This is a genomic window from Actinoplanes sp. HUAS TT8 (genome assembly GCF_051380535.1).
Classification (GTDB): Bacteria; Actinomycetota; Actinomycetes; order Mycobacteriales; family Micromonosporaceae; genus Actinoplanes.
On sequence record NZ_CP195646.1, the window covers coordinates 9,258,940 to 9,272,474 of the forward strand.

The window sequence follows — 13,535 nt, forward strand, 5'->3', positions numbered from 1 at the left end:
CCCTTGCCACAGACCTCCCCGCGACGCGTACGCGAGTCGGCGGCGCGGGAAACAGCGGACCGATCTCGGTCCGGACGAATGACAACGGAGATGAACCGTGACCGACACCAGTACTCCCCCTGCTTCCGACGCCTCCGCTCCGGTTTCGGAATCGGTTGCATCCGCTGCTTCGGCCAGTTCCGGTGCCGCGGCCGCCACGCCGGCGGAGGAGACCTCCACGGAGGTGAAGAAGTCGGAGAGCGTCGCCTCGGACAGCGACCTGTTCCGGCAGAGCGAGATCGCCGCGGACTACATCGAGGGGCTGCTGGACATCCTCGACTACGACGGCGACATCGACGAACTGGTCTCGGCCGGTCGGCCGATGGTCGAGGTGGTCGGCGGCCGGCTGCAGCCGTTGGTCGGGCAGCGCGGTGCCACGCTGGAGGCGCTGCAGGAGCTGACCCGTCTGGCCATCTTCCGGGCCACCGGATCGCCGAGCCGGCTGCTCCTGGACATCGGCGGGTACCGTGCGGCCCGGCGCAAGGAGCTGGCCGCGGTGGCGCGCAACGCCGTCGAGAAGGTCAAGGAGCACGGTGACGCGGTGCGGCTGGAGCCGATGTCGGCGTTCGAGCGCAAGTGCGTGCACGACGTGGTGAACGCTATTCCGGGCGTGCAGAGCGAGTCCGAGGGCGTGGAGCCGAACCGGCGCATCGTGGTTCGTGTGGCGGATTGAGATGACTGACCCTCGCTTTGGCGCGGGGGAGGTCGGCCCGGGTGTTTCGACGCCCGGGCCGTCTTCTTTCCCGGCCCCTTCTTCCGCGGCGTCTTCTCCGGCGGCGTCGTATGCGTCGCGGCCGGGACTCTCCCCCGGCGCCGGCTCGTCCCCCGAGCCGCTTGATCTTTCGACCGTGGATGTGCGGCGGCCTCCGGACGAGATCGCGGCCGTGGCCGCCGAGGTTTTCGGTGACCGGTTGGAGCTGGCCGGGCGGTTCACTCAGTTGCTGGCGACCGAGGGCGTGGTGCGGGGTCTGATCGGCCCTCGGGAGACGCCCCGGCTGTGGGAAAGACACCTGGTCAACTGCGGAGTTATGTCCCAGTTATTCCCTTTCGGGGCGTCCGTGGTGGACGTGGGTTCTGGTGCCGGTTTGCCCGGTATCGTGCTGGCAGTGGCCCGTCCTGATCTTCGGATCACGCTGGTCGAGCCGCTGGCCCGGCGTACCGCCTTCCTCGACGAGGTGGTCGACGAGCTCGACCTGGACAACGTCACGGTCGTGCGCGGACGGGCCGAAGAAGTCGTGAGCGAAGTCGGCGGGGCGGACATCGTCACGGCGCGAGCGGTGGCGGCACTGGACCGGCTGGCCGGATGGTGCCTACCGCTGGCCGCGGTCGGAGGCAGGTTGCTGGCGCTCAAGGGGGCGTCCGCGGAGGAGGAGATCGGTGAGCACGGCGCCGCCATCGCGCGGCTGGGCGGCGGGCCGCCGGAGCTTCGGCTCTGCGGAGTGGGGCTGATCGACCCGCCGGCGACGGTGGTGGAGATCGTCAAGGAACGGGAAGTCAAGGTCGGGCGCGGTGGCGCCGGGTCCGATCGGAGCCGCGGCGGTGGTTCGGGTCGTCGGTCCGGCGGTTCCTCCGGGGATCGCGGTGGTGCCGGGGGTCGGTCCGGCCGCAGCGGTTCAAGCGGCCGTCCGGCGCAGGGTGGTGGCGATGGCCGCTCCGGACAGGGCGGTGGCGACGGTCGTTTTGGTCAGGGCGGTGGGGTCGGTCAGGGCGGTGGCGATGGCCGCTCTGGGCAGGGTGGTTCCGGCGGACGAGCCGGGCAGGGCGGTAGTGGTGGCGGGCGGTTCGGTCAAGGTGGCCGGGCCGGAGGGTCCGGTGGTCGGGCGGCTGGTGACGGTCGCGACGGCGGACGGGGGAACCCACGGAGGGGTTAGATGGGCCGGCGGGGTGCGAGGAAGCGGAATGCGCGCGATACGCGCCCTGACCCATCAAAAACTTTGGACGTACGTCCGGAGCAGTCCCGTGAGCCGGACCGTTCCGGACGTGGCGGGTCGGCGTCGGCCCCACCGGGGCTCGGCCCGCAGCCGCCCGCTGAGGGGTCGCGCGGACGCTCGCACGCGCCGACTGACGGTTCGCGCGGTCTCGGCGGTGAGGTCCCCGCACATCCGCGGAGCGCCAAAGCTCGCATGCCGAACCGCTCTGCCGATGAACGTGGTGGCCGTTCCCCACGTTCGAGGTCGGCAGCGCCCGATCGGCGCTCTGGAGCGAGCGCTGCTCCCGCCTCAGCGGAACGCGATGTTTCACGGGAAACATTCACACCCGGACGTACGGCGTCAGCCGCCGCCCCGGGCGCCGCTGAGTCGCGTGGTCGTGCGGCGGATGGACGGAAGCCTGTGCTGAACGAGTCGCTGGGCGGGACTTCGCTGGCTGATACGCGCGCCGGCAATGGCCGTACGGGAAATGGCTTGTCGGGGTCTTTGTCGGAAGCGGACCGCGAGCAAAAGGATGACCTGGACCCGTCGGTGGTCTCGGGTTATGGAGGCGATTTGCGCCTTGTGTCGGGCGTGATGGTGTTTGTCGACGCACCTGTGGACAACAATGCGGCGTTGCGCTCGACTCATCCTGTGCACGAACATGGCGACGTTCGCCCGGCGGCCGTAGGCTGGCCAGGCGTCGATAGTGTGGACCGGATCTCTCCCGCCGGGACACACGTTTCGCCGGCCGACCCGTTCCTAGCCAACAGGGATAAAGCGGTGCATGAGTACGGTGTTTCACGTGAAACCGAGTCGCCTCTCGACCGGCCGTCGGGAGTGAGCGCGAGCGGACCACACGCCGGTGACCAGGGCGTTCCTCAGCCGCGTCCCGGCGGCTACCAGCCGATGGCCTCCGGCTCGACCTACGGGTACGGCGTTCCGACGCCACATCAGCCGGATGACTTCCGTGGGCCCGCGCCATCGCCACGATCGGGTGCACCAGCGGTCGGGCAGGTTTCCGCTGCCCCCACTTCGGCCGGAATCCCCACTCCCGGTGTGTCGGTTCAGCCCGACGAGCATGTTTCACGTGAAACGCCGGGCGGGGATGAGGACGATCCGCCCCTGGCCATGGAAGCGTTGCGAGCTGTGCAGATCCTCAACCCGAGCGGCGAGATCATCATGCCGCGCCCGGACCACCCGCGGGTGATTTGCGTCGCCAACCAGAAGGGTGGCGTCGGGAAGACGACCACCACGGTGAACCTGGCGGTGGCGCTCGCGCTTCACGGCAACCGGGTTCTGGTGGTCGACCTGGACCCGCAGGGCAACGCTTCCACCGGTCTCAACGTGCCGCACCATGCCGGCGTGCCGGACGTCTACGACTGTCTGATCGACAACGTGCCGCTGGCCGAAGTGGCCCAGGCCGTCGAGGGCATTCCGAACCTCTACTGCGTGCCGGCCACGATCGACCTGGCCGGCGCCGAGATCGAGCTGGTCTCGGTGGTGGCCCGTGAGTCCCGCCTGGCCCGCGCGATCGCTGGTCACCCGGAGAAGTTCGACTACGTCTTCATCGACTGCCCGCCGTCGCTTGGCCTGCTGACGGTCAACGCGCTCTGCGCGGCGCAGGAGGTGCTGATTCCGATCCAGTGCGAGTACTACGCGCTGGAGGGCCTCAACCAGCTGATCAACAACATCAACCTGGTAAGGCAACACCTGAACCCGACCCTGGACGTCTCCACGATCCTTCTCACCATGTACGACCGGCGTACCCGTCTGGCCGACGCGGTGGAGCAGGACGTCCGGAACCACTTCGGAACCAAGGTTCTGAACGCGGTGATTCCCCGTAACGTGCGCGTGTCGGAGGCTCCGAGCTACGGCCAGTCGGTGATGACCTACGATCCGGGATCAAGAGGCGCGACCAGCTACTTCGAGGCGGCTCTGGAGATCGCGATGCGTGGGGTCAACACGGGAGGCACGGCATGAAGAACCGTCCGCGGGGAGGCCTGGGCCGAGGCCTGGGAGCACTGATCCCCACGGCACCTGCCGCCGAGCCGTTGGAAAACGGCTCGGAGATCGCCCCGGTGTCGGCGGTTCCGAGTGCGGCGGTTGCCGTCGCGCCCGATGGGCTGCCCTCCCCCCAAGCCGGCCCGTCCATCCCGGCTCCGGCGCTGGCTCCCTCGCTCCCCCTGGAGAACGAGCTCGCCCCGGTTCCGGGTGCCCGGTTCGCCGAGCTGCCCGTCGGGTCCATCGAGCCGAACGCCAAGCAGCCGCGGCACGTCTTCGACGAAGAAGCTCTTGAGGAGCTGAAGATCTCCATCCAGGAGATCGGTTTCCTGCAGCCGATCGTGGTTCGGGAACTCGGCGACGGCCGGTACGAACTGGTCATGGGCGAGCGTCGGTGGCGGGCGGCTCAGGCCGTTGGCAAAGACACGATCCCGGCGATCATCCGGGACACGCCCGACGACGCCATGCTGCGGGACGCGCTGCTGGAGAACATCCACCGGGCGAACCTGAACCCGCTCGAAGAGGCGGCCGCGTACTCGCAGCTGCTCGAAGAGTTCGGGGTCTCGCACGAGGAACTCGCCCGGCGGATCGGGCGCAGTCGTCCGCAGATCTCCAACACGATCCGGCTGATGAACCTGCCGGCACCGGTGCAGCGTCGGGTCGCGGCCGGAGTGCTGTCGGCCGGGCACGCCCGGGCACTGCTCGGGTTGAACGGGGCCGAGGCTCAAGGCGACCTGGCCAAGCGGATCGTCGAAGAAGGCCTGTCAGTCCGGGCGACCGAAGAGATCGTCAAGATGGCCGAGATCGACGGGCCGACGGCGAAGAAGGCGTCACCGGCTCGGCGGGCCAAGGTGCACGCGCCGGCTCTGAACGATCTGGCCGAGCGGCTGTCGGACCGGTTCGACACTCGGGTCAAGGTCGACATCGGTCGGAACAAAGGCAAGATCACGATCGAGTTCGCGACCGTGGATGACCTTGAGCGGATAGTGAGCATGATCGGGGTCGAGGAAGAAGGGGCTCGGGCCGAAGCCGAGGAGTAGACCGGCTGGGTTCGGGTGGGCGCGCGTTCTCTGAACGCGCGCCTTCTTCGTTTTCTGGGCGCCATTTCGGTTCTGTCAGAGCCATTCTCCTGGGATTTCGGGACGGCCGGTGTGTGGGACGGCCGGGCTTTCGGATGTACCTTTGGCGGCTTTTGCGGGTCCGGCGGGGTGACTGTCCATCGAGTGGTTGACAGCCGCTCTCCGTGGCTCGGTCGTCCCGTGAAAGAGGGCCTCGGCGCGAAGATTTATCCATCGCCGCTGAACTTGGTTCTCGGCTCCCTTGATCTTCCGGCCTTCGTGGATCTCTCGGCCCGCTTCGGGCTCTGCGATCTTCGGGCTCCCTGATCTCTCGGCTCTTTAGGAGAACTGCGATGCGACTCGACGCCGGCACCACCGCCATGATTCGCTCGATGGTCGCGGACCTTGGTCTGCCCGTGATCACCTACTACGGGTTGCATGCCCTCGGGGCTGACGACACGACCGCGCTCCTCGCCGGAACCCTCGCGGCCGGCGCCCGTCTCGTGTGGGTCGCGGTTCGGAGCCGTACCGTCAACTACTTCTCGATGGTGATGGGCGCGCTGTTCGGGGTGGGGCTGCTCTTCACGTTGCTGACCGGGGATCCGCGCTTCCTGCTGATCAAGCACTCGGTGCTGTCCGCGGTGATCGGATCGCTGTTCCTGATCACCGGGCTCCGTGGGAGCAAGCCGTTGACGCTCTCGGCGCAGCAGAGCTTCATGCCGGCGAAGGCGGCCGACCTCGCGGCTGAGTATGCGAGCAATCCTGCGGTGCGGCGGGGGCATCGGGTGGCTTCGGTGGTCTGGGGTGCCGGCTGGCTGGTGGAGGCGGTAGTTCGGGCTGCGCTCGTTTACCTGCTTCCGGTTGATGTGATGGTCGGGCTGTCGACGGTGCTGACCGTCATTACCTTCACGCTGCTGATCGGGTGGAACGCTCGGTACATTGCCGCTCGTAAGCGGGCTGCGGTGGGTGCGCTGGCCATCGCCTGAGGCTCTGCCTTCTCTGCCTGCTCCCTTAACTCCGTCTGATCTTCCGCCCTTCCAGCTCCCTGCTCGGCTACCTTTTCGCCCTGTCGCTCCCTGCCCTCGCTCTTTTGCCCCCTCACTCCCCCTGTTCCTTTCGGACTGCGCCGTGTGCCGGCCGTGCGTTTCTCGCGCGGGCCGGCACTTGTGCTGTTCGGGGCTCAGGTTTTCGGGGCCACGGCCGACCTGCTGCGGTGATGGCTTCTTTTGAGCTTCGTCCGAGCTTTCTCCGGGTGGGTCATGGTTGATCAGTTGAACGAGCCCGACGATGGTTCCGTTCGGTCGGTGGCTGGCTCGTGGTCGGCGCTCGATGCTCTCTTCGAAGACAGATCATCGGCGTACGCCTCGTCGTCTGGCCCTGACGGATGGGCGAGGTGGGCGGTTCTTGCGGTTGCGGGCGTGGCCCTGGTCGGGGGCGGAGTTGCGGTGGCCGCCTTCCGGATCGGCTCTACCGCATGCGCCGAAGCGGAGGCCGGCGACTCGACTCGGTCTCCGGTTCTCTCTGCGGGATCAGCTGTTCATCGCGCGGGCCCGATGGTTGCCGACGCGGGAGCGGTGCCTCTTGGCGCAGGCTTGGTGATTCCCGACGCGGGAGCGGTGCCTCTTGGCGTGGGGTCGGCGGTTCATGACGCGGAATCGGCGTCGCCTGTATTCGCGGCGGGAATCACGGATCTTGCGTTGGTTGCCCAGGGCGCGTGCGTAGGTGCGGCCGAGCCGGTGATCGGCAGTGGCGCAGGTGTGGAATCTGCAGCGCCGACGGAGGACGCTGAACCCTCTGATTCCGGGGAGACGGTTGACGCGGAGGAGCCGGTGTCGGGCCAGCCGGCTGCTCAGCGGAGGCAGGCCAGCGCGGCCCCGAAGTACACGCCGTCGGCTTCCGAGTTGACGGCCGCGCAGGACGCTGTGGATGCGGCTACCTTGCGGTACCAACAGCTGCAGTTGGAAGTGACGGCGTCCGACCTTGAGCGCCGGATCGTGGCGTATGAGCTTGAGGCGGCTCTGCAGCGTCAGTCAGATCTTGAGGCCGGTGATCCGGGCGCGTTCCACCGCGAGTTGGAGATCAAGGGGGCGACGGTCTACCTGGAGGCGGCGCGGGAGGCGTACCAGCAGACCCTGGCCGACCCGACTGCCACCGCCGAAGATCGCATCGCAGCAGCCGCGGCGGTCACGGAATGGCAGGATCGCCTTCACCGTCTTCAGTCCTGATCCCTCAGTTCTGATCCCGACCCTCATCTGTAGTCCCGACCTTCACCCGCAACTCTGCCCCTCAATCCTCACTCGGAGCCCCGCCGGCTTACGTCGGTGGCTGTGACATGAGGTACGAGCCCGAACATGGGCCTTGAGACTGTTGGGCCGTTTCACGTGAAACGGCCCAACAGCTCGGGGCGGGAGCTGGTGTGTATTTCCCGCAAGCGGGCATCCGTCGAATCACTCAGAACAGCTGCATCCCGGCCCCGTTTCACGTGAAACGCGCATCCGACGCACCTAAGCCCGGGCCGTTGGGCGCGACCCTTTTGTAGGGCTGAACACCCAGGGTGCGTTTCACGTGAAACGGACTCTTTAGGGACGCTGCAGCGGGGTGCCTGGGGTTGGCTGTCCGATCCAGCCGGATGGAGGGCCCACATCTTGGTCGCCAGCCGTTGGTCGGCCCGGCCCGACCCGACCCGACCCGGCCCGGCCCTGGCCGAAATCCCGCTTCGGCTCGACGCTCCCCTGCCGGCGTAGCCTTTCGACTCGCCCGGCCAACGGACTTAGGACCCATCCGGCGTCGCCCAGCTCGGGGCAGCTGGAGTGGGGAGACCCGCGGCGACTCCACACTGCCGACGGGCGCCACCAGGATGTGGCAGACCGAGGCCGAGGTGAGGCGTGCGGCAGAGCTAGGCCGGCGCCCGGATGTGGTGGAGCGAGATCGACGTGGGGCGCGTGGCGGGGCGAGACCCGACACAGGGCGAGACGGACACGCGCGCGCGGCAGAGCGGAACCCAGATGGGCGTGATCGGTGTCAAGGCCGGCTGGGAGGTATTCGGCCCGTAGGGGCGTTTGGATCGGATGGCGCCGCCAGGGTGACGGACTGGTGGTGCGACGCGCCGGTAGGCGATTTTGAAGTGCCGAAGTGGGGCCCTGCGCCGACTTTCTGGCTGGGGATCGCATGGGCGGCCGCCACTATCCACAGGCTGTGAGTTTGAGGTGTTGGCAACCGGCTGAGACCCGTTTCACGTGAAACCACGTTGATGGCCTGGGAGTTGTCCACTGCGCTATCCACAGGGCCTGCAAGCGTTCTACGTCGCGTTTCACGTGAAACGGGTGGGGCTGTGGATAACTTCTGTGGATAACTTAGCGGTGGGTGTGTGGAGAAACACGCGCTCACGATGGTCGACATATCGGCGCTGCGAACGCGCCGGCGAGATCAGGATCGGGGCCCTGGTGCGGGGCGTCTCAGGCGATACCCACGATCGTGCGAAATTGACCCGGGACAGCCCGTCCTGACCTGGGCTAAGGTCACGTCGTGTCCGAGAACACCGCCCCCCTGCCCGACTTCACCCGCTGGCCGTCCTTCCCTTTTGAAGGCGACATGCGGGTCAAGAAGCTCGCCCCGCCTGTGGAAGTCGAGCCGCCGCGAAGTGGTGAGGACGGGGCGGATTGCGTTGCCTGCGGGACGCCCGATGATGCGTACATCTGGGTCTCGGAACGTTGGCGAGTCCGGGCAATGGATCGGCCTACGGGACTCCCGATGGTTTTGATCCTGGAGTGCCGGTCGCATCTCGACCTCGGCGACCTGCCCAACCTCCTGGCCGCCGAGCTCGGTGTGATGACGGTGCGGCTCGAACGCTCGATCCGCTCGCTCGACGATGTGGCTCGGGTTCACGTGAATCGGTGGGGCGACGGTTCGGCGCACCTGCACATGTGGTTCCTGGCGCGGCCGTATGGGAGGTTGCAGCTGCGCGGAACGTTCCTTTCGCTCTGGGACGACATACTGCCGGTCATCCCCGAACAGAAGTGGCGAGAGAACCTCGCACTTGTCGCGGCCTGGCTCGCGGACTTCGGCGGCAAGGCGATCGCGGAGCCGGCCCACATCGAGTGGGAGTCTTCGGGAACTTTGAACGTCCCGGGCTCGAATGCGGACGGCGCTGAGAGTTCGGCCGCCACTGCGGATGGCACGGGGAACTCGGCGGGCGCGGCCAGCGCGACGGCCTCGGCGGCCGGAGCCAGCGCGACAGCCCCAGCAGGCGAAGCCAGTTCGACGGCTTCGGCAGGCGGAGCCAGCGCGACGGCTTCGGCAAGCGGAGCCAATGCGGGAGGACACTCGGACCGCGGAGTCGGCGCTGAGTACTCCGAACATGGAGCGAGCCCGGAACACACGGGACGCAGTGGCGGCGCGGAATACCTGAGCGGCGCGACGGCCGCGGAACGCGCGGAAAGCCCAAGCCGAGACCAAGACGAAAGCCCCCGCCCAGAAACGCTGGGCGACTCCCGGGCCGGTTCGCCGGGTTCCTGGGCACGACACGTCGATGACCCCTCGGCCGGCAGCCCGCCAGCGAACCCCCTTCTGGCCGACGCCGCCTCCACCATCCCCCGCCAACAGATCCCGCCCCACGAGCCGGTAGGCGCGGCGCCCGAGTACACCGACAACGCCACTCATCACCCGGCGCAAGATCGCTGGACGACCGGCACACCCTCGGATTCAGCCGGCCAGCCCGGCAACCCGACCGATGACGGGCCGGACCGGGAGACCACCGCAACCGCAGCAACGGATTCCGATCCCGCCCGCTCAACCCAACCCGGAACACCCAGCGCCGCCCACGGGCAAACCCAGAGCGGCTCAACCAGAACCGGATTCGTCGGCACGGGCGTACTCAGCACCGGAGCCGGCGGCACCGCCGCGGGCGCGGGCAACATCGAGCCCTAGCCACACCAGATTTCGATGTTTCACGTGAAACGGCCGCCAGAGATGGCGGCCGTTTCACGTCCAGACAAAGGCGGGCTGGAAGAGCAGTGGTACAGCCAGCCCGGCAGCCAGCCGCCTAGTAAGCGGCGCGGCCAGCTGCCGGCAGGAGCTGACAGAAAGATGGGATGGGGGCGAATGACCGCCCAAGCGGACCAGCCACAACGAACCACGAGATCCAACTAGGCGACGCAACCCCGCAAGCCACCGCCCACCCAAACCCGCCGCCCGCGCGAAGAACATAACGGGCGCGACCCCAAGAAGGTCGCGCCCGCAAAATGCGAATCCGAAAAGCCGGCCGACTACCCCCGCCCGGCCCGCCCCACAGCTCGCTCCACCAAAGCCCCAAGCACCGCCCCAAGGTCCACCCCGGCCGCCTGCACCGCCAACGGAAGCAGCGAGGTCTCCGTCAACCCGGGCGACACGTTGCACCCAAGAACCTGCGGTTCCCCATCTTCCGAAACGATCACGTCGATCCGGGACAGGTCCCGCAACCCGAGCGCCTTGTACGCGTCCAGCGCCACTTCTACCACTCGACCCGAGATCTCCGGCGACAGCCGGGCCGGCACATGCCAGGTCGTCAACCCAGCCGTGTATCGGGCCGCATAGTCGTACACCCCGTCCCGCGGCACGATCTCCACGATCGGAAGCGCCGACGGCCCGGTCCCCAGGTCGATGATCGAAACGGCCAGGCTGGTCCCTCCCACGTACTGCTCGACGAGCGCCGTCGAGTCGTACGCAAAGCACCCCACCATCGCGGCCGGCAGATCCGCCGCTTCCCGGACGACGGCCGCACCGAGCCCCGATCCCCCTTGCGCCGGCTTGACCATCAGCGGCAGTCCAAGGCGAGAAACGATCCGATCCAGTACGGCCACGGCACCGAGTTCCGAGAATCGGTCGTGTGGCAACGCCACCCAGTCCGGCGTGGGTATGCCGGCTTCCCGCAGTCGCGCTTTGGCCGACGGCTTGTCCCAGGCGAGCCGAGCCGCCCGCGCGTCGGCCCCGACGTAGGGCACCCCGCACAGATCGAGCACGCCTCGAAGCGACCCGTCTTCCCCGGTGGCCCCGTGCAGTGCGATCACCACCGCGTCGGGCGGATCGGCCTGTAGCGCCGGCAGCAGCGACACGTCGGCGTCATGCAGCTCGGCCTCGATCCCGGCGGATTTCAACGCGTCGAGGACCCGCCGACCGGACCGCAGCGAGACGTCCCGCTCGTACGAAAGCCCACCGGCCAGAACCAGAACCCGCAACTCCATACGGTTGATCATGCCAAGTCCGGCCCGGGTGCATCGGCGGCGGCCGGACCGCGCCGGCGCTGGGCGGTGATGTTGCCGGATTCGCCGAAGACCGCGCGCATCGCCAGTTCCTGTTCCATCACCCCGGACAGGCGTCGCACGCCCTCACGCAGCCGCTCCGGCGCCGAGAAGGAGAAGTTGAGGCGCATGTTCCCCCGTCCGGTCCCGTCGGCGTAGAAGCCGGTTCCGGGCACGTACGCGACCCGGGCCGCGATCGCCCGCGGCATCATCGCCTTGGAGTCGAGTCCCTCGGGCAGGGTTGCCCACACGAACAGGCCACCGGACGGTCGGGTCCAGGTCGTGCCGGCCGGCATCAGATCGGTGAGCGCGCTCAGCAGCGCGTCCCGCCGCTCGCGGTAGATCTCCCGGTACACCTTGATCTGCTCGCGCCACGGCATCGTCGTCAGGTACTGCGTGACCGCGCCCTGGGCGAAGGCGCTCGGGCAGAGCACGTTGGCCTCGCTCATCATGACGAGCTTCTCGCGGACGGCGTGCGGTGCGAGGATCCAGCCGACGCGCAGTCCGGGCGCGAACGTCTTGGAGAACGTGCTGCAGTAGAAGACCCCGTCCCGGCGGCGAGCCCGCAGCGGGCGCGGCGCGTCACCTTCGAAGGACAGCATCCCGTACGGATCGTCCTCGACGACCAGCAGCCCGGCGCGCTCGCAGATGTCGAGGATCTCCTCGCGCCGCGCCTCGGAGAGGGTCACGCCGGCCGGGTTCTGGAACGTCGGGATCGTGTAGAGGAATTTCGCCCGCGGGTTCGCGGCGATGGCCTCTTCCAGCGCGGCCGGGATCAGCCCGTCCTCGTCCATTGCCACGTGCCGCACCTGTGCCTGGGCGGCCTGGAGGACGCCGAGTGCGCCGACGTAGGTCGGCCCCTCGGCGAGCACCACGTCGCCCGGGTCCAGGAACAGCCGGGCCAGGAGGTCGAGGGCCTGCTGCCCGCCGACGGTGACGACCACGTCGTCGGGGGACGCACCGGTGATGCCGGACAGGCTCATCACCTCGCAGATCTGCTCGCGCAGCTCGATCGTGCCCTGACCGATTCCGTACTGAAGGCTGGTGGCTCCCTGCTCGGAGCCGAGCCGGTTGAGCATCTCGCCGACCGCGTCGAGCGGCAGCGCGGCGATGTACGGCGAACCGCCGGCCAGCGACACCACTTCGGGCCGGCTGGCCACGGCGAACAGCGCGCGGATCTCGGACGTGGTCATCCCGCGCACCCGTCGCGCGTAACGATCGGTGTAGTCGTCCTGAGTAGTACCGGTCATGCGGATCTCACCCCTCGAAAGACGAAGCCCCGAAACGGAGCCTCCGACGACGAGCCCCGAAACGAAGCCCCCAACGACGAGCCCCGAAGCGAAGCCCAACGACGAGCCTCGAAACGAAGTCCGAAAACGAGGCCCTGAAGACGAAGCCCAGAAAGTGAACTGCAGACAGCCTAAACGCCGGAAGCACCACCACTGAACGCCAATTCCATCGAGGTGGAGTCCACCATTGCCCGACCTGCTCCCGTTCATGGTTATTGCGACGTACGATTTCGGGGGCGCGGCTAGCGCCGGTTCCGGTCCGTCCGCCAGCGCAGGGGGTCCGCATGTCGCGACGCCTGGTCAATCTCACCCTCGACACCCTCGAGGACTTGCCCCGGCCTTGCCGCCAATGCGTGTACTGGGAGCTGGATCCGGTCTCCGCGGAGCGTGCGTGCGCTTCCGGTGATCCGGGCCTGGAGAAGGAGGCCTGGGTCTCCCAGACGCTCCTGGAGTGGGGTTCCTGCGGCAAGCTGGCCTACGTCGACGGCATGCCGGCGGGCTTCGTCATGTATGCGCCGCCCGCCTACGTCCCGCGTTCGATGGCGTTCCCGACCTCCCCGGTCAGCGCCGACGCCGCCCTGCTGACCACGGCCAACGTGGTGCCCGCGTTCGCCGGTGGCGGCCTGGGCCGGATGCTCGTGCAGGGTGTCGCCCGCGATCTGACCAAGCGCGGGGTGAAGGCGATCGAGGCGTTCGGTGACGCCAAGCCGGATGAGGAGAAGGAGGGCGCCTGTGTCGCGCCCGTCGACTTCTTCCTGTCGGTCGGATTCAAGACGGTCCGCCCGCATCCGCGTTACCCGCGGCTGCGACTGGAACTGCGCACCGCGCTGTCCTGGAAGTCGGATGTCGAATATGCGCTGGAGAAGCTTCTCGGCTCGATGAGCCCGGAGAAGCTTCTCCGCCCGATGCCCGCGACCAGCTCGATCGAGAACTAGCCGCGGTCCGGGAGCAACCAAAGGTCCG

10 protein-coding genes are annotated in these 13,535 nt (G+C 68.1%); 8 read left to right on the forward strand and 2 right to left on the reverse strand.

Annotation, left to right across the window (positions count from 1 at the left end; genetic code table 11):
- The first annotated feature begins 97 nt into the window (after positions 1-97).
- The 7 genes from ACSHV8_RS41200 (at position 98) to ACSHV8_RS41230 (ending at position 9,934) form a co-directional block, all read left to right on the forward strand.
- Positions 98-712 (forward strand): protein jag, encoded by a 615-nt coding sequence (locus tag ACSHV8_RS41200; protein WP_436525099.1) that lies wholly within the window; start codon positions 98-100, stop codon positions 710-712.
- A 175-nt stretch (positions 713-887) separates the two neighbouring features.
- Positions 888-1,910 carry a 16S rRNA (guanine(527)-N(7))-methyltransferase RsmG gene (rsmG, locus tag ACSHV8_RS41205; RefSeq protein WP_436525101.1) on the forward strand — a complete coding sequence of 341 codons (1,023 nt, stop codon included), beginning with the start codon at positions 888-890 and terminating at the stop codon, positions 1,908-1,910.
- Between the two features lie 945 nt (positions 1,911-2,855).
- Positions 2,856-3,929 carry a ParA family protein gene (locus ACSHV8_RS41210; RefSeq protein WP_436537162.1) on the forward strand — a complete coding sequence of 358 codons (1,074 nt, stop codon included), beginning with the start codon at positions 2,856-2,858 and terminating at the stop codon, positions 3,927-3,929.
- A complete protein-coding gene (locus ACSHV8_RS41215; protein ID WP_436525103.1) occupies positions 3,926-4,990 on the forward strand; it encodes a ParB/RepB/Spo0J family partition protein in 1,065 nt (354 codons plus the stop codon). The genes ACSHV8_RS41210 and ACSHV8_RS41215 overlap by 4 nt, the downstream gene beginning before the upstream one ends.
- Positions 4,991-5,361: 371 nt before the next feature.
- Positions 5,362-5,994: a VC0807 family protein gene (locus ACSHV8_RS41220; RefSeq protein ID WP_436525105.1), complete on the forward strand. Its 633-nt coding sequence runs from the start codon at positions 5,362-5,364 to the stop codon at positions 5,992-5,994.
- Positions 5,995-6,600: 606 nt separating this feature from the next.
- Positions 6,601-7,233: a hypothetical protein gene (locus ACSHV8_RS41225; protein WP_436525107.1), complete on the forward strand. Its 633-nt coding sequence runs from the start codon at positions 6,601-6,603 to the stop codon at positions 7,231-7,233.
- Between the two features lie 1,300 nt (positions 7,234-8,533).
- On the forward strand, positions 8,534-9,934 hold the full coding sequence (locus ACSHV8_RS41230; RefSeq protein WP_436525109.1) for a hypothetical protein: 1,401 nt from the start codon (positions 8,534-8,536) through the stop codon (positions 9,932-9,934).
- A 338-nt stretch (positions 9,935-10,272) separates the two neighbouring features.
- Here the strand turns inward: ACSHV8_RS41230 and ACSHV8_RS41235 are convergent, their stop codons facing one another.
- Together ACSHV8_RS41235 and ACSHV8_RS41240 are read right to left on the reverse strand one after the other, a co-directional pair.
- Entirely contained in the window at positions 10,273-11,238 is a 966-nt protein-coding gene (locus tag ACSHV8_RS41235) for a D-alanine--D-alanine ligase family protein (protein ID WP_436525111.1), read from the reverse strand.
- Positions 11,235-12,533 carry a PLP-dependent aminotransferase family protein gene (locus tag ACSHV8_RS41240; RefSeq protein WP_436525113.1) on the reverse strand — a complete coding sequence of 433 codons (1,299 nt, stop codon included), beginning with the start codon at positions 12,531-12,533 and terminating at the stop codon, positions 11,235-11,237. Before ACSHV8_RS41240 ends, ACSHV8_RS41235 begins: the two co-directional genes overlap by 4 nt.
- Positions 12,534-12,856: 323 nt before the next feature.
- On the opposite strand from ACSHV8_RS41240, the gene ACSHV8_RS41245 reads away from it, so the two are divergent.
- The gene (locus ACSHV8_RS41245; RefSeq protein WP_436525115.1) at positions 12,857-13,507 is read left to right on the forward strand and encodes a GNAT family N-acetyltransferase; all 651 of its coding nucleotides are present in this window, start codon (positions 12,857-12,859) and stop codon (positions 13,505-13,507) included.
- Positions 13,508-13,535 lie beyond the last annotated feature (28 nt).

Excerpts from the sequence above, each read along its gene's own strand:
- ACSHV8_RS41215 (WP_436525103.1), top strand. The coding sequence starts at position 3,926 with ATGAAGAACCGTCCGCGGGGAGGCCTGGGCCGAGGCCTGGGAGCACTG.
- ACSHV8_RS41235 (WP_436525111.1), bottom strand. The coding sequence starts at position 11,238 with ATGATCAACCGTATGGAGTTGCGGGTTCTGGTTCTGGCCGGTGGGCTT.
- ACSHV8_RS41245 (WP_436525115.1), top strand. The coding sequence starts at position 12,857 with ATGTCGCGACGCCTGGTCAATCTCACCCTCGACACCCTCGAGGACTTG.
- ACSHV8_RS41240 (WP_436525113.1), bottom strand. The coding sequence starts at position 12,533 with ATGACCGGTACTACTCAGGACGACTACACCGATCGTTACGCGCGACGG.
- ACSHV8_RS41220 (WP_436525105.1), top strand. The coding sequence starts at position 5,362 with ATGCGACTCGACGCCGGCACCACCGCCATGATTCGCTCGATGGTCGCG.
- ACSHV8_RS41210 (WP_436537162.1), top strand. The coding sequence starts at position 2,856 with ATGGCCTCCGGCTCGACCTACGGGTACGGCGTTCCGACGCCACATCAG.